Origin of the sequence: Vibrio sp. Vb2880 (assembly GCF_033337975.1) — a bacterium.
In the GTDB taxonomy this organism is placed as follows: domain Bacteria; phylum Pseudomonadota; class Gammaproteobacteria; order Enterobacterales; family Vibrionaceae; genus Vibrio; species Vibrio alginolyticus.
Genome location: NZ_JAWORT010000010.1, coordinates 64,632 through 81,236, shown reverse-complemented (window position 1 = coordinate 81,236; position 16,605 = coordinate 64,632). Strand labels below are relative to the sequence as shown.

General features: G+C 43.6%; 14 protein-coding genes. 6 read left to right on the top strand and 8 right to left on the bottom strand.

All coding sequences use genetic code 11. From position 1 onward, the window contains the following. The first annotated feature begins 29 nt into the window (after positions 1 to 29). Positions 30 to 431 carry a hypothetical protein gene (locus tag R7M92_RS12880; protein ID WP_005372960.1) on the top strand — a complete coding sequence of 134 codons (402 nt, stop codon included), beginning with the start codon at positions 30 to 32 and terminating at the stop codon, positions 429 to 431. 69 nt (positions 432 to 500) lie between these two features. On the opposite strand, the gene R7M92_RS12875 is transcribed toward R7M92_RS12880, so the two are convergent. From R7M92_RS12875 to R7M92_RS12865, 3 genes are all read right to left on the bottom strand, one after another. Next, entirely contained in the window at positions 501 to 596 is a 96-nt protein-coding gene (locus R7M92_RS12875; protein WP_017633863.1) for a MetS family NSS transporter small subunit, read from the bottom strand. Further along, a complete protein-coding gene (locus R7M92_RS12870; protein WP_005372966.1) occupies positions 593 to 2,059 on the bottom strand; it encodes a sodium-dependent transporter in 1,467 nt (488 codons plus the stop codon). Before R7M92_RS12870 ends, R7M92_RS12875 begins: the two co-directional genes overlap by 4 nt. A 569-nt stretch (positions 2,060 to 2,628) precedes the next feature. Beyond that, on the bottom strand, positions 2,629 to 3,219 hold the full coding sequence (locus R7M92_RS12865) for an outer membrane protein (protein WP_318133570.1): 591 nt from the start codon (positions 3,217 to 3,219) through the stop codon (positions 2,629 to 2,631). A gap of 127 nt (positions 3,220 to 3,346) precedes the next feature. Between R7M92_RS12865 and R7M92_RS12860 the strand changes: the two genes are divergently transcribed. Next, complete coding sequence (locus tag R7M92_RS12860) at positions 3,347 to 3,439, top strand: YnhF family membrane protein (protein WP_318133569.1); 93 nt, start codon at positions 3,347 to 3,349, stop codon at positions 3,437 to 3,439. A gap of 44 nt (positions 3,440 to 3,483) precedes the next feature. Continuing rightward, a complete protein-coding gene (locus R7M92_RS12855) occupies positions 3,484 to 4,635 on the top strand; it encodes a patatin family protein (protein ID WP_005372971.1) in 1,152 nt (383 codons plus the stop codon). A 108-nt stretch (positions 4,636 to 4,743) separates the two neighbouring features. On the opposite strand, the gene pyk is transcribed toward R7M92_RS12855, so the two are convergent. Continuing rightward, entirely contained in the window at positions 4,744 to 6,186 is a 1,443-nt protein-coding gene (gene pyk / locus R7M92_RS12850; RefSeq protein ID WP_005372972.1) for a pyruvate kinase, read from the bottom strand. Between the two features lie 410 nt (positions 6,187 to 6,596). Between pyk and R7M92_RS12845 the strand changes: the two genes are divergently transcribed. After that, complete coding sequence (locus R7M92_RS12845) at positions 6,597 to 7,814, top strand: ROK family protein (protein ID WP_005385828.1); 1,218 nt, start codon at positions 6,597 to 6,599, stop codon at positions 7,812 to 7,814. 363 nt (positions 7,815 to 8,177) lie between these two features. Continuing rightward, complete coding sequence (locus tag R7M92_RS12840; RefSeq protein ID WP_005372976.1) at positions 8,178 to 9,131, top strand: chemotaxis protein CheV; 954 nt, start codon at positions 8,178 to 8,180, stop codon at positions 9,129 to 9,131. Positions 9,132 to 9,203: 72 nt separating this feature from the next. Here R7M92_RS12840 and R7M92_RS12835 read toward each other — a convergent pair whose 3' ends face one another. From R7M92_RS12835 to R7M92_RS12820, 4 genes are all read right to left on the bottom strand, one after another. Then, entirely contained in the window at positions 9,204 to 12,278 is a 3,075-nt protein-coding gene (locus tag R7M92_RS12835; protein WP_318133567.1) for an error-prone DNA polymerase, read from the bottom strand. Positions 12,279 to 12,305: 27 nt separating this feature from the next. Next, positions 12,306 to 13,709, bottom strand: a complete 1,404-nt coding sequence (locus R7M92_RS12830; RefSeq protein WP_318133565.1) for a DNA polymerase Y family protein — start codon at positions 13,707 to 13,709, stop codon at positions 12,306 to 12,308. Positions 13,710 to 13,713: 4 nt separating this feature from the next. Continuing rightward, positions 13,714 to 14,406, bottom strand: a complete 693-nt coding sequence (imuA, locus tag R7M92_RS12825) for a translesion DNA synthesis-associated protein ImuA (protein ID WP_017821660.1) — start codon at positions 14,404 to 14,406, stop codon at positions 13,714 to 13,716. A 129-nt stretch (positions 14,407 to 14,535) separates the two neighbouring features. Beyond that, positions 14,536 to 15,282, bottom strand: coding sequence for a YciK family oxidoreductase (locus tag R7M92_RS12820; protein WP_005372980.1), 747 nt, complete (start codon positions 15,280 to 15,282; stop codon positions 14,536 to 14,538). A 254-nt stretch (positions 15,283 to 15,536) separates the two neighbouring features. Between R7M92_RS12820 and sohB the strand changes: the two genes are divergently transcribed. After that, positions 15,537 to 16,598, top strand: coding sequence for a protease SohB (gene sohB, locus R7M92_RS12815; RefSeq protein ID WP_005385819.1), 1,062 nt, complete (start codon positions 15,537 to 15,539; stop codon positions 16,596 to 16,598). Positions 16,599 to 16,605: the final 7 nt, after the last annotated feature.

Below are 16,605 nucleotides of genomic sequence, written 5' to 3'. Positions count from 1 at the left end.
AATGTTTTTTTGAATAATTGATAACGTGTATGAAGAACAAATTCATTTTAGTTTTGGGACTAGTTTCTAGTACGGCAATGGCGGCAAGCGAGCCAACGGATCTATCAGTTGGTATGGCTGTCGATCAACAATTAAGTGTTGTTGTAGAGTTAGATAACAAATATCGTGGCATTATCGGAAACGATGGTATGGCGTTTGATTACATCGCTAAGCGTGGAACATTCGATCAAAACATGCCTGTGACTTGGTATGTCGGCGTTGGTGGCTGGTATGAATGGGATGACGAGTTTGGTGTGAGAGTACCACTCGGTGTGAACTGGGATTTATCACGCGGCTGGGACCTTTATGGCCAAATACACCCAGAGCTAGATCTTTACAAAGGTGCTGACTTGCAACTTGGCGGCGCCGTTGGCATCAAGTACAGTTTCTAGAATTGAACTAATGTATGTATAAAAAAACGCCGGTAACTACCGGCGTTTTTTTGTATGGAACTTAACGTTCTATTGTTTATTCATGGCTCGCTTAATGCAAACGGCAGCGCCGCCCCAAGTGATACCTAAACCAATAACCATCATAATTATTGCGCTGATTGTCATTTTGCTGTCTCCTTGCGGTTCACTGCGTTGATCACTAGACCAAAGATAAAGAGTGCGGCGATAAGTGCCCAGCCTAAAGTTAGATCATAGCCACCGTAGCCTTCAGTAATTAGGGCGTATAGCTTGGTCGCTAAGATAATGGCGAGCATGATTGGTGTAACGAAGCGTAAGCAGATCTCGAACCATTGACCAACAGAGAAATCAGAGCGCTCGTTAACGTAATTACGTACTTCTGGCACGCGCTTCAATAGCCACGCCATCAAGACAATCTCAACCAGACCACCAACCATGATGCCAACGTTGTTTGCAAAGTGGTCTACTAGATCGAGTAGCAGCAGACCGCCATTGGTAGCAAACGCCATAGAGACAACGAAGCCAATACCAATCACAACATTTGCAGCTTTTTTACGGCTCCACTTCAGCTTGTCGATAATGGCTGAAGTTACGGCTTCCATAATTGAAATATGCGAACTTAGACCAGCAACCACCAGTGCAAAGAAGAACAGTGGACCAAGAATATATGGGGCAGGTAGTAGGTTAATTGCCGCAGGTAAAGTAACAAAAGCCAAGCCAACGCCTGCAGATACTACCTCTGTTAACGGCTTACCTTGCTCTTGAGCCATGTAACCCAATACTGAGAAGATCATGATGCCGGCTAGGATCGAGAAGCCACAGTTGATCAACACGGTCATAAACGCGTTATTCGTTATGTCTGACTTTTCTGGTAGGTAGCTAGAGTAAGCTAGCATGATGGCGAAGCCGATACTTAGCGTAAAGAAGATCTGACCATATGCCGCTGCCCATACTTTCACATCCCAAATTTTGCTGAAATCGGGTTCGAACATGTAGTTCACGCCATCTAGAGCTCCTGGCAAGAAAATCATACGTCCGATTAAGAAAATCACCATCAAGAATAGGATTGGCATCATAATTTTAGATGCTCGTTCAATTCCTGATTTCACGCCTTTGGCAATAGCGGTGTAAGTAATTGCCCAAGCAATTACCATGGATAAAGCAATCTTCCATTGAATACTGCCTAAGTCTGTTGGTGAGTTGTCACCTAGCTTTAGGTATTCACTAAAGAAAAATGCGTTGGTATCGGTTCCCCAACCTTGAGTGAACGACAACCCAAAGTAAGAAATCGACCAACCGATAACAGCCACATAGTAAACGGCAATAACTGCAGCCACACCAACTTGGAACCAGCCAAGCCATTCAAATTTAGAATGAATTTTCGCAAGTGTTTTTGGTGCCGAGCCTCGGTATTTTTGTCCCATACTGAACTCAAGGATCATAAATGGAATACCGGCAGTGATCATGGCAAAAATGTAAGGAATAAAAAATGCGCCGCCACCGTTTTCATAGGCCATGTATGGGAAACGCCAAATGTTTCCCAAACCGATAGCAGACCCAACTGCTGCTAAGATGAATCCCGCCCGGGATCCCCATTGTTCTCGCTTCATATTTGACTCCTATAAAACTCCCTGAGGAATGAAGCTCTCTACGTAACACAGTAATAATTGCGCAAACAGTTGGAAGAAAGGACCGCTGTTATCCATCAGCTTTTCTATCCTTAATTCTAACTTCTTATAATTTTATAGAGCTATATTCTGGCTACTGTAAGAGAAAGTAGATTATTAATCTTAAAATTTTGATGTGTGTTTGATAAAACTGAAATATTTATCTGTTTTCACTGATCAGACTAACTTCTAATAATACTTAGCGCAATAGAATCTAAATGTTAATTCAGATGCGTTGTCTGGTTTTAATCTTGTTAAATTTGAGTTTGATTGTGGTTTTGTGTGGGTGGTTGGTTGTTTGTCTGGAATAAATGACTGGGATCTAATAATTGCTTTGGTGTTTAAGACTATTTTTATGAATTAGGGCGTACGGCTATCTTTTGTGCACCTATCTAGATGATGCTTCGTTACTTTGCCAAACAATGGTGTTTAGACGATGTCCTTTATCGGCTCTGTGCAGGACTCGTTCAGCGTTCTTTGTGACGAGTCCTGCAAAGGAACATGCATAAAAATTAGAAGCGGAAACTAAAACCGACATTTGATTGGAATTGGTTCATCCAATCAGTATCGAACTTAATGATACAGTTTGAGCCGTCATTAGGTAGATTACAGGCGCCAGATGTATCGTTATCAACGACCGTTCCTAACCATCTCAGTTGGGCTGTTAATGCAAAGTTCTTTGAAAATTCATATTCCAGCCCTGCAAAAGCGCTAGCCGAAAATCCGTATTTTTTGTCTACCCAATCCACATCGGCATAAGAAGCGCCCAAACCTACACCGATATAGGTTTGCCAATTTTCTGCGACAGGATAGTACATGCTGCTTTGGAAGTGCAGATAATGGATATCTGCCGAGTTGGACAGCTTTTCAAGTTCCGTCGATTGATTGGAGTAAAACAATCCGATCCTTCCTTTTTCTAAGGGAGTCTCGACTGAAAGAGCGTAATTCACTGCGGGGTCGAGATCGTATTTATTACCACTTTCATCCTCTACTTGGCCGCCTCCTGTATAGCCTATGTATGGCGTAACGATGATATTCGCTTGTGCATTGATAGCAGTACTCATCATCATGATTCCTACTAGCCAGCTGAGTTTTTGGTTCATGCCCTATCTCCTTATTATGACTAAGCTAATTGTGATGGGTTAGTCAAAATTGCGCGACTAAATTAAGCAAATCTTGAACATATTTCACACCGGTGTTATTAATTTGTTACATATTAAGGAGGTGTTTATGGAACACGATCTAAAATCCACATTAATCATTGTGGTGACTGTTTTTGCAGTGCTTTTGTCATTTGGCATCATTGCTATTACAACAGCTTAAGATAACCACTTTTACCAAACGATTTAACAAAATGGCGTGAGCCTATGATACGTAACAGCGGTATAATCACAGAAAGCCATGCAGAGCTTGATGTAAAAGTTTATGAGCACTTTAGGCATGGTAAAACTGCTTTAGTCACGCAAGGTGGAGGGCAGAGAGGGATTTTTACCGCTGGCGTTTTAGACGCCTTTTTACTTTCCAACTTCGATCCTTTCGATGAATTCTATGGCACCTCTGCCGGAGCACTCAACTTATGTTCTTACTTGTGTCGTCAACATGGCATGGGCAAAGCTTTTATTACCGAGCTGACAACGTCTCCTGAATTTTTTAATCTGTTTCGCTATATCCGAAAGCAGCAGTACTTAGGTTTAGAGTGGGCATTAGAACGGATTCAAGATTTCCCATACAAGCTTGACCTTGATTTAGGTCGCAGTGCATTGGGAAAACGAGGAGCGTTTGCTGCGGTAACGAATATAGAGACGCTATCAGATCAATATCTACCAATCTTGGATGACTCGTGGTTTAACACTATGCTAGCGACATGTGCGATTCCCAAGTTGTACCACGGACCTGTCGACGTAAATGGCAATAAGTTTGTTGATGGCGGCGTGTCTGCCTCTATCCCTGTTCAAGAAGCGTGGCGTCAGAATGCTCGCAACATTATTGTCATTCGCACAGAGCCGTTTTCAGAGATTGAAGCGAGAGCCCAAAGTGAAGTGGGGGATGTGCCTGTCGAATGGTATCGAGAGTCTATCAACTCAGTGCAGCAATCATGGCAGCAAAAAGTGAATCAGTGGAAGCTGGATTGGGCGTCGTTCTTCCAACAAAAAATTAATGCAGCACATCAATCGAAGCTTGCAGGGAAAATGCTGTTAAATGGAGGTCGTTGGTTGTTCGGTGCCGATAACTTGTATCGTTTAAGTCATCTGATTGGTGAGAATTTTGATTCAGGTTTAGCCGACATGCTGATGATTCATTATCAAACATTTGAGCTCACTCAGGCCTTTATATCTGCTCCACCTGACGACACTTTTATTTTACAAGTTGCGCCTAAAGAGGGACTTCGTTCTTCTTCTTTGTTAAGTGACCAAGAGTCACTAGAGCATGACTATCAACTTGGGCTTCAAGCTGGGTTTAACCTAGTTCAACTCTATGACCAGCTGGATGTTGAAATTGATGGTAGAGAGAGTGCATAAACCTTCTTACGTTCACGATGTGCGCAATATACAAAGCATATAAATAAGGCTCCATTTTCGGAGCCTTATTTGCGGGTTCTTGTGGTTAACTCCGGTTAGGTATAACTACTACGCTTGTAGAATGCGCATGCAGTTGGTTGAGCCAACAACATCCATTACATCGCCTTGAGTAATAATGACTAAATCACCTTTGTGCAAGAACCCTTGCTCTTTAAGGCTAGTAATAGCTGCTTGAGCCGTTGGTAAACCCGCATCACTTTTTGACTCGAAATATACAGGTGTCACGCCTCGGTATAATGCTGCTCGATTTAGTGTCGATTCATTCCGTGATAAGGCAAATATTGGCAAGCCAGAGCTTAAGCGAGACATCATCAACGCAGTCCTGCCGGACTCAGTTAACGAGATCATCGCTTTAATTCCTTCCATGTGATTCGCAGAGTACATGGTTGCCATTGCGATGGTTTCTTCAGCGGTTTCGAAGGTTCTATCTAAGCGATAGGTTGATAGACTTGCCTCCGACATTTTTTCTGCCCCCACACATACTTCGGCCATGGATTTGACCGTTTCTACAGGATATTTACCTGCAGCGGTCTCTCCAGAAAGCATCACCGCGTCAGTGCCGTCTAGAACCGCATTGGCCACATCCATCACTTCAGCACGCGTTGGCATTGGGCTAGTAATCATGGACTCCATCATTTGTGTCGCAGTAATCACGATACGGTTTAAACTGCGTGCGCGGCGAATCAGTTTTTTCTGGACACCTATGAGCTCAGGGTCACCGATTTCTACACCAAGGTCACCACGTGCAACCATCACTACATCGGATGCGAGAATAATGTCGTCAATAGACTCATTGGTCGCGACGGTTTCTGCTCGTTCGACTTTAGCCACTAACATGGCTTCAAGGCCAGCATCTCTAGCTAAGCGTCGAGCGTAATGCATGTCTTCGCCGTTACGTGGGAATGAAATAGCAAGGTAGTCCACTTGAATTGCTGCGGCGGTAAGAATATCAGCTTTATCTTTCTCTGTGAGCGCATCTGCTGACAATCCGCCGCCTTTTTTGTTGATCCCTTTATTGTTGGACAATGGACCACCGACAATCACACGGGTATGAACTTTATTACCCTCTACTTTAGTAACTTGCAGCTGAACGCGTCCATCATCGAGTAATAAAATGTCATTTGGTGAAACATCTTGCGGTAGTTCTTTATAATCTAACCCTACAGATTCTTGATTGCCTTCACCTTTTGGTAAATCACTATCTAATGTGAATTTATCGCCCACATTCAAAATGACTTGGCCGTCTTTAAACGTTGATACACGGATTTTAGGGCCTTGTAAGTCACCAAGAATTGCAACCTGACGCCCAAGTCTTGCTGCAATGGTACGGACTTTGTTCGCACGTTGAATGTGGTCTTCACTGGTTCCATGTGAAAAATTCATACGGACAACGTTTGCACCGGCTTTGATGATCTCCTCAAGTATATTGTCCTTATCCGTTGAAGGACCCAGCGTAGTGACAATTTTTGTTCGTCTTAATTTGGAAGTCATAGATTCTCCGATGAATGTGTGTGTACAGGTAACTTGAACTCTATCCTTACTTTACGCAATCGCTCTCAAGGTTAGCCTCGTTGCTGAGCCCACACCTTAAAGCTACTTGAATATAAGTATATGCACAGAATGTTTACATTAAGAGTAACCCCGGTAAAACAGACAGATATTCGACAGGCAATGGCCTTATTGATAAAAATGCGCTGCTTTAAAGGCACTACTTCATAATTTAGTGAATAAAAATAAGTTATTTTTCAAACAATTTAACAGGAGTAGATTCTTCGTTATTTGATTGAATACACAAACAAACAGGTTTATACGTGATGCTTGTCACGGGGATTTATTAATTCACTTCACAATTAGTTCGCAAAGTAAAAAAATTGTCCCGTTATAGAATTTCGGAGTGCAAGATGTACATGGCTCAACCGGGCCATATTGATCATATCAAACAGGTCAATGCTGGTCGTGTATATAAACTAATTGACCTAAAAGGTCCTATTTCTCGAATTGATTTGTCCAAGCAGAGTGAGCTTGCTCCTGCTAGTATCACCAAAATCACTCGAGAATTAATTGAAGCGCACTTGATTCATGAAACGACAGTACAAGAAGCGACGAGCCGTGGTCGACCTGCTGTCGGTTTGCAGGTCAATAATGAAGGCTGGCAATTTTTGTCAATGCGTTTGGGGCGAGGTTATTTAACTATTGCTTTGCATGAGTTAGGCGGTGATGTACTGATCGATACTAAAATCGAGATACACGAGCTTGATCAAGACGATGTGCTTGAGCGCCTGCTTTACGAAATTGATGAATTTTTTCAGACTTACGCGGATCAACTTGATCGGGTTACCAGTATTGCCCTTACGCTGCCTGGTCTCGTGAACTCAGAGCAAGGTGTCGTTTTGCAGATGCCTCATTACAATGTCGAAAATCTTGCTCTTGGACCAGAGATATACAAAGCAACAGGCTTGCCAGTTTTCATTGCCAATGACACGCGAGCTTGGGCATTAGCAGAAAAGCTTTTTGGTCATTCTCAAGATAATGACAACTCCGTTCTTATCTCTATCCACCACGGTTTAGGTGCGGGGATCATTCTGGATGGGCGCGTTTTGCAAGGCCGTCACGGTAACATTGGTGAACTCGGGCATATTCAAATTGACCCAAATGGAAAACGTTGTCATTGCGGCAATATTGGCTGTTTGGAAACCGTTGCCAGTTCTCAAGCAATTCGTGAAGAAGTCGTAAGACGAATCGCTGATGGCGAAGACTCTATTCTTGCTAAACAAGAAGAAATGAGTATTGAGAGCATTTGTGAAGCCGCTGCAAACGGTGATCCTTTGGCCGTCGATGTGATTGAAAAACTTGGACGCTACTTAGGCTCTGCAATTGCTATTGTGATCAACTTATTTAACCCTGAGAAAATCTTGATCGGTGGTGTGATTAACCAAGCAAAAGATGTGCTTTATCCTGCGGTTCGTCGCTGTATCGAAGAGCAGAGTTTACCTGTTTATCACCAAGATCTTGAGCTGGTGGAGTCTCGTTTCTATAAGCAAGCCACAATGCCTGGTGCCGCGTTGATTAAGCAAGCGTTGTACGATGGTCAACTATTGATGAAGGTTGTGGAAGGTTAAGTACTTTTTAACATGATGATGTGCCTAGCTGTTGAGACTGCATTTGTAGGTGATTTAGGGTGAGACTTAACGGCTCACCCTTTTTGATCGCCTATTACTAGAAAGGGAATTTGAGTTATGTTGCATTGCTATATCTGCGCCATTCATGTAATTTCCTAAAAAGCTCAAGTAAATAAACAAAATGGCTTTCAATGTGCTGCGTGACTTTGCGTCTGATGCAAAGAGAAGTAATACGCTAAAACTGTTGTACTTTAAAGCTGTGCTCGAAAAGCCAAATATTTTAAGGTTATTTGGTTATATAACCTTGCTGTGTCTGTACTGATTTCGAGTAAAATAAGAATTATCCATAATTTAGGTAGTAGTATGTCCGGAGTGTTAAATACGGTTGACCAGCGTACAAACTTGGTTGGTGAAAATCGACTAGAGCTTCTGCTGTTCACTTTAAATAGTCGCCAATTATTTGCGATTAATGTGTTCAAAGTGAAAGAGGTCATCAAGCTTCCGCCGTTAACCAAGCTCCCTGGATCGCACTACAATATTCGTGGGGTTGCTTCTCTACGAGGTGAAGCGGTACCAGTGATTGATTTACGAGGCGCAATTGGTTTTCCTGCTTTACGTGGTGAAGCGGAAGAAGAAAATTTGATCGTGACAGAGTACAACCGCACGGTGCAGGGCTTCTTAGTCGGTCCGGTTAAAAACATTATTAATACGGCATGGACTGAAATTCAGCCGCCTCCTTCCACGTCTGGTCGCTCGAATTACCTCACGGCTATCACGCAAATCAAAGAGGGGGATGCCTCTCAAATTGTCGAAATTATTGACGTTGAAAAAGTTTTAGCAGAGATCGTGCATTACGACGTGACTATCTCGGAGGACATTCTCGATCAAGAATTGGCCCAAGCAATGGTCGGGCGTAATGTTCTGATTGTGGATGATTCCTCTACAGCTCGTAATCAAGTTCGCGATACGCTTTCTCAATTAGGTATGAATATCATCGAGTGTCGTGACGGGCTAGAAGCGTTAACGGTTTTAAAACGTTGGTGTGATGAAGGTAAAGATGTAGAAAAAGAGCTATTGATGATGATTACGGATGCTGAAATGCCTGAAATGGACGGTTATAAACTGACCCATGAAGTGCGCCAAGATCCACGTATGTCTAAGTTGTTTATCACATTGAACACTTCTCTGAGCGGTAGTTTTAATGAAGCCATGGTACAAAAAGTAGGCTGTGATCGCTTTATATCTAAATTCCAACCGGATCTGCTGGTTGAAGTTGCTCAAGACCGATTACGCCAGATGCTTTCTAAAAGTGCATGATTAGATCTAGTGAAATCAGAGGGAGCGCACCTCTCTCTGATTTTTAACATCTCTCTCCTTAATTCCTCTGTACTAATGGAAATCCCGAGATTTACTTTGTAGATTGTTCAAGTAGTGCGTGCAATCAATCAACCTGCCAGCTATAACGTGCGTGACTTCTCCCTCTCTTTCAAGAATGCCTTTCACCATTAATACTTTAGCGCCTAAATACGCTTGCTTTTGGGCTCGTGCTGTCGCTTGCCAAACGACCACATTAATGTTGCCCGTGTCATCTTCTAACGTAAAAAATGTCACGCCAGCGGCGGTGCCTGGAGATTGTCTTCCTGTTACCACACCTACCACTGTGACCAGTGACTTATGCGGTTTCTCTGTCAGTTGCCTCATGCGGGTAAAGTGAGGGAGTTTGCCCGTTTCTTCTAATAATTTAATTGGATGGCGGCTAAGAGATAGTCCCGTGCTTGCGTAATCCTCAATTAAATTTTCATATTCAGAAGGTTGAGTCTGGTAGCTAACATTGGGTTCTTCGACCTTGTGAAACAATGGTAGGTCAGATAAGGAATCCATTGCTGCCCAGCGAGCGTTATAACGATTTCCCGATAAGGCCTGAAATGCATTGGCTGAAGCCAATAATTCAATGTCACTTCGGCTTCTTAATATCTGCTTTACTTCTTGAATCGATCGGTAACCATTAAGTGATTTGCGCTCAATAAGCCTTTGTGCGCTTTCTGCGTTAAAGCCTTTCACCAAGCGAAAACCAAGTTGCACGCCGAGCCTGCCATTCGGACGTGAGACGAGATGATGTTGATATTTTGAATGATTGACGCACACCGGCAATACTTCGACGCCATGTCGGCGAGCATCTTGTACTAATTGCGATGGGCTATAAAATCCCATTGGTTGGCTGTTCAACAATGCAGTGTAAAATTCGGCTGGGTAATAATATTTTAACCATGCAGAACAATATGCCAGCACTGCGAAAGACGCTGAATGACTTTCAGGGAAGCCGTACTCACCAAAGCCGCATATCTGATCGAAAATGCGCTCAGCAAACGCTAAGTCATAGCCTCTCTCTTGCATACCATTGATCAGTTTTGGCCTGAATTTAGCGAGATCGCCATTCTTTTTCCATGATGCCATCGCTCGACGGAGTTGATCGGCCTCGCCGCCGCTAAACCCTGCGGCTACCATGGCTAGCTTGATGACTTGCTCTTGGAAAATAGGGACGCCCATAGTCCGCTCCAGAACGCTTTTTACTTCTTCCGATGGATAACTGACAGGCTCTTGGTGATCTCGTCGTTTTAAAAAAGGATGCACCATATCACCCTGAATAGGGCCTGGACGAACAATTGCAATTTGAATCACTAAGTCGTAATAACAAGCAGGCTTTAGGCGAGGAAGCATGCTCATTTGTGCACGAGATTCTATTTGGAATACGCCTATCGTGTCAGCTTTTTGGATCATGCGATACACGTGTGGATCATCTTGTCGGCGAGTGATTTCGGAAATAGAGAGGGATCGCTGGTGATGTTTCTCGACCAGCTGAAAGCATTTTTTGATGGCGTTTAACATGCCGAGTGCGAGCACATCGACTTTTAGTAGCTTCAAGCTTTCTAAATCGTCTTTATCCCATTGAATGATAGTGCGATCTTCCATCGAGGCATTTTCAACAGGTACCAACTCATATAAAGGGCCAGATGAAATTACAAAGCCACCTACGTGCTGAGATAAATGGCGTGGGAAGCCAATGATCTCGTTGACCAATTGGATAAATTGCTGCCCTTTGAGAGATTCTGGTTGTAAGCCAAGTTCAATAATTTGAGCTTGCCAGCCTTGGCTGCGATCTCGGCGATTAACGTTCTTAATGAAAAAATCTAATTGGGTCTCTTCAATCCCTAGTGCTTTACCGACTTCACGCACGGCACTTTTAAAGCGATAGCTGATCACTGTTGCAGCAAGTGCTGCACGCTCACGGCCATATTTTTTGTAAATATACTGGATAACTTCTTCACGGCGCTCGTGTTCAAAGTCCACATCAATATCCGGCGGTTCCTTACGTTCTTTACTGATAAATCGTTCGAATAAGACAGCGATTTGTCGAGGATCGACGGCGGTAATTTCCAGGCAATAACACACCACAGAGTTTGCAGCGGAACCTCGCCCTTGGTAAAGAATGCCTTGCTGTTTCGCGAACATTACGATGTCGTGAATAGTAAGGAAGTAGTAGTGGTATTTCAGCTCTTGAATAAGCGCCAGTTCATTCTCGATGGTTTGATTGACTTCTGCTGGCACGCCTTCAGGAAAACGCAGCTTTTTACCGCGTTCGACCAACATACGTAAGTAAGAGTCGGGTGTGTAACCATCTGGGATCAGCTCGGTAGGATATTCGTATTTTAAATCGGAGAGCTTAAACTCGCATAAATCGGCGATGTAAGTACTTTCTTCCAGCCATTCTGGTTTGTAAATCCGAATCAACTTTTTAAAAGGACGAAGCGCTCGCTCAGTATTCGATATACGGTCAAAACCGAGTTTATCGACGCTACACCCATGCTTTATAGCAGTAAGTACATGCTGTAATGGCAAGCGTTCAACATCATGCATGAGAACGCCTCCGCAGGCAGTTATAGGTAATTGAAATTCATGTGCTAACTGCTCGCAGTGCGCAATGTACTCAGTATCGTTGTTACTCAAATGGCGCTGAATCGCTACCCACAAACGATTAGCGTGGTGTTGATTGAGCCAGCGCCCCCAATAGTGATCACTCTCTTGATGTGTGGGCAGCCACAATACCAAACAATGTCGAACCGACATCAAATCCCATTCGAACAGTTGATAGTTGCCTTTTTCACTGCGTCTTCTTGCGTTTGTGATGATACGACACAACTCGGCATAAGCCTTGCGACAAGGGCAAAGCAGTACGATTTGGCATTCATCATTTAACCAAAACATACTTCCAACGATTTGTTTGATATCGAGTTTATGTTGTTCGATGGTCGCATGGGCTTTGACAACGCCCGCGACTGAACATTCATCCGTTATAGCTAGAGCTTGATAGCGATAGAAAGCAGCTTGGAGTACCAGCTCTTCTGCATGAGAAGCTCCAGTCAAAAAAGAGAAGTTAGACTGACAAAATAGTTCCGCGTAACTCATAATGACCCAACAAAAATAACTGTCGATTTAACAAAAATAGCCATGAAGAAACCAGTGCTTGTGCTGATCGCGAAATATCCATAACCAGCGGCCTTGCTTGGTGTGTGCAATGTAGTAATCACGCATGATCTCATCACCATCCCACCACCCAGAAACTATTCGCTCAGGTCCGTGGACCAAAGAAACTTGTTCTTGCAATACAATGGGAGTGGGTAATTGCATTGCGGGGCGTAGTATGGAGGGTATGGCGTGCCCCTTTTTATCTGGAGCATCAGCAGGGCGATACTGACTGGCCTTTTCTGGTCTAGGATCGCAAGCAATATTGGGTTTTAAAACGGCACTTTTCCCCAATTTAGCTTGCAGTAAAGAGAGCAGCTCTAAAGCATTCATGTTTCCTTTCTGCCCAGCAAAGAGATCGCGTGATGCACTAAGAGGCTCACCTTGACGGATGACTTTTAACGTTAGCCCTGTGACTGGGCCATTTAGCGAGAGTGATTCTAAGCTTAAACTCGCTAACTGTTGCCAACGCTGACATAGGTAATCACCTTGCGCAGAAGTGAGTTGAAGGTGTTGCTCTTGTTTCTCACGCTGGTGGAGTGTTAAACACAGTTCAAAAGCGACCTTATCTCTTAATTTAAGAAAGGTTTCGAGTTGACGAAGTAATTTGGCCAACGGTTTTTCAATCCACTGAACGTTTTCGATCTCAAACAACAGCTCTAAATAAACTTGGAAGGATTCGGTAGGGTGATAAAGGTCGACAGGGTGTTTAAACTGCCCAGTCAGTCGACCAACGTAGTTCACCAAATCGATATCAAAGCGTCGTGCGATGTCTTGCAATGGCAGTTCAAGCAGGTTTTGCAATGTGGTGACGCCTACACGTTGTAACTTCTCTACTGTAGCGCTTGATAAATCTGCCAGTGTTAACGGTATTGGTGATAAGGCTTTTTGTATGGTAGATTTGTCTTCACTGATGACGTTCGCTCCTGATATTGCCATCAATTTGGCAGCAAAAGGCGAAAAACCACATCCGAATTGAAAACTCAGTTTCAGCTCCGATAAGTGAGCTCTGACTTTATTCCAATAGTTTTCAAGCCCTTCATACAGAGCGAGCATTGGAGTAGCACGCAGTAAAATACCTTGGTTTGGCATCAACACAACGTCAGATGTGATCAAATACAACCACTGAGCTACCTCTTGTAATTTATTTAATTCGGTTTGTGGATGATAAGGATGCACTTGTAAATCTCGACACAAGGACGCAGCACTGCCTAAGCCCATACCAGGCTTAATGCCTTGTTGTTCGGCAATCTCGTTGTATTGAATAATCTGGCAACGTTGGCTTTCGACAATCACCACGGGTTGTTCTTGGTTATCACCAAAGAGTGCGTCTAGCTGCAGGCGAGGGAAGTGCAAGTAAATCCACAGAGACATATCACTAACCTTGGTTCGCCAGTGGGAAGTTGACCACAGTCGAGTGCACAGTTTCAGATGATGGTTTCACCAGTTGCGGGTAATGGTGTTGGAATCCGATACTAACGCTACCTCTATTCCAGCCTCCTTTCCTTTTCAGCACTTCAACATGAATCCCTTGCTCGTCGCCTTTCAGTTTTAAACTGAGTGACACAGGCAAAGACAAGCGGTTGATAGTATCTGTTTTAAGCATAAAGAGAGGGCAACTCCCTTGTTCACTTGCTACCTGTAAGCGTTTCACTTGATGTATTTCAAGCTCTTCTTGCCATAACAAAACATTACTGCATACCCCACTTTTCAGACATTGCTCTGCAGCCCAAAGAGCGTCTTTGGGGTGAGTTGGAGTAACGACCCACACTTGGTTTATATCCAACCCGATGTAGTGTAAAAACAGAGAATTCACTAGCGCAGGTGGTTGAATAAATGCGGTCACACCATTGGTCTGAGTGGCTTTTAAATAGGGAGCGAGCAAACGCAATTCACCAATACTACCAATAGATTCCATCTCCACTACGCCATGAGGTGGAAAGCCTCCGCCGAGCAAATCATCTAATTCAGAAAAACCGGAACTAGTCTGCAACTGCTGAGGATCTGCTTTCGTTAAATTTGCTTGCCAAACAAGGTGTTGGCTTTTTAAGTTCTGAATAATATCTTGCATAATAAATACCTGTATATATATACAGTATATTTCTGTGGGAGAAAGTCGCAAGATTTTTATGAAGAGAGAAATGAAAAAAGGCAGCGTTTGCTGCCTTTTCAATCGATTATGTGAGGTAACCTGAATGAGTTATTTACGCTTCGGTTGAGCGTCGATGCACTGACCGTTCACATCGGTAACCGCAGGATCCATTAAGTGCAAATATAGCGGCATGATATCCAGTGGCGTTTTGAGAGTATTCGCATCTTCACCCGGATATGCTTTTTCACGCATGCGAGTACGAGTGGCACCAGGGTTAATTGCGTTAACGCGGATCGGTGTATCACTCAGCTCGTCAGCCAAAACTTGCATCATGCCTTCTACGGCAAATTTAGAGATAGCGTATGGCCCCCAGAATGCGCGGCCAGAGTGGCCGACGGTTGAAGAGGTAAAGATAATACGCCCAGCTTCTGATTTACGCATCACAGGCAGTAGTGCTTGAGTCATTAGCACTTCGGCTTTCACGTTGATCTGCATGATATCGTCGAAGTCTTCCTCTTTGATTTGATCAAATGGACACAGCGAACTCAAGACACCTGCGTTGTGTAATAGACCATCCAAGCGACCAAACTGTCCTTCGATTGTCTCTGCCATATCAATGTAATTCTGCTGAGTTGCGCCCTTGAGATCCAATGGAATGATAGCTGCTTGTGGATAGCCAGCAGCTTCAATCTCATCATAGATAGATTCAAGGTTTTGCACATTTCTACCCAAGAGAATAACAGTTGCACCGTGCTCTGCATAAGAAAGCGCGGCTTGACGGCCGATGCCATTACCAGCGCCAGTAACAAGAATGACTTTACCTTTTAGAGCATCAGCTGAAACGGAGTAGTTCACGGCGATAAATCCTTATTATTGTAAGAGGGTCCATGATAGTTAATTGACGCTAAAAAACGCCTGTTTCTCAATGGAAAATCTTGGTAATCGTGACAAGATGGTTACAATACACCAATTCATGTGTTATACCAATTCCAGAACTTTCGTTAGGTATGCTATCAATCAGAACAAGTGGTTACAAACCGCGCTGCCTTCTCGCTGATGTTTCTGCGTAACATACTAACGTCATCTGAAATGAGATAAAGGAGCTCTCGTTGGAATTTTTATTAGATTATGGTCTGTTTCTGGCCAAAATTATCACGGTGGTTGCTGCGATAATTGTTCTGCTCATTATTGCAAAATCGGCTGGTGGCAAATCGGGTGCGGCGAAAGGGGAGTTAGAGATTACCAACCTTTCAGAGCAACACAAACAATCTGTTGAGCAGTTAGAGCATCATTTGCATGACGATGCTTTCATCAAGGCTCGAGATAAAGCCGTCAAGAAAGAAGAAAAAGAGAAGAACAAATCTCGCGAGAAAGAAATCAAACAAGCGAGCAAAGACGGTTCATTAGATAGCAAGCGTGAACCACACCTATTTGTTCTTGATTTCAACGGTAGCATAGACGCAAAAGAAGTCGCGTCTCTACGTGAAGAAATCACCGCTATTTTGGCTGTTGCACGTGAAGGTGATGAAGTGTTACTTCGCTTAGAGTCTGGCGGTGGTATGGTTCATGGTTACGGCCTTGCCTCTTCTCAACTGGACCGAATCAAAGCTGCGGGTCTTCCTCTGACCATCTCTGTTGACAAAGTTGCGGCAAGTGGCGGTTACATGATGGCATGTGTAGCAGATAAGATTGTTTCTGCACCATTTGCAATTGTGGGGTCTATTGGCGTTATCGCACAAATTCCTAACTTCAACAAACTGTTGAAGAAACATGACATTGAGTACGAACAACTAACAGCGGGTGAATATAAACGCACGCTAACGATGTTCGGTGAGAATACCGATAAAGCGCGCGATAAGTTTAAGCAAGAACTTGAAGAAACACATGTCTTGTTTAAAGACTTCATCCGTGAGCGTCGTCCTAGTTTGGACCTAGACAAAGTAGCCACTGGTGAGCACTGGTTCGGTACACAAGCGAAAGAGCTTGGTTTGGTGGATGACATTAGTACATCTGATGATATCGTTGTTGCGGCATGCAAAGATAAAACCGTACTTTCTGTGCATTATGTGCAGAAGAAAAAGCTGGCAGACAAGCTAGCAGGTGTCGCGGGCAAAGTTGCTGACAGTGTGATCTTAAAGTTAGCTGAGCGTGGTCAAAAACCGATTGTTTAATCGAGCT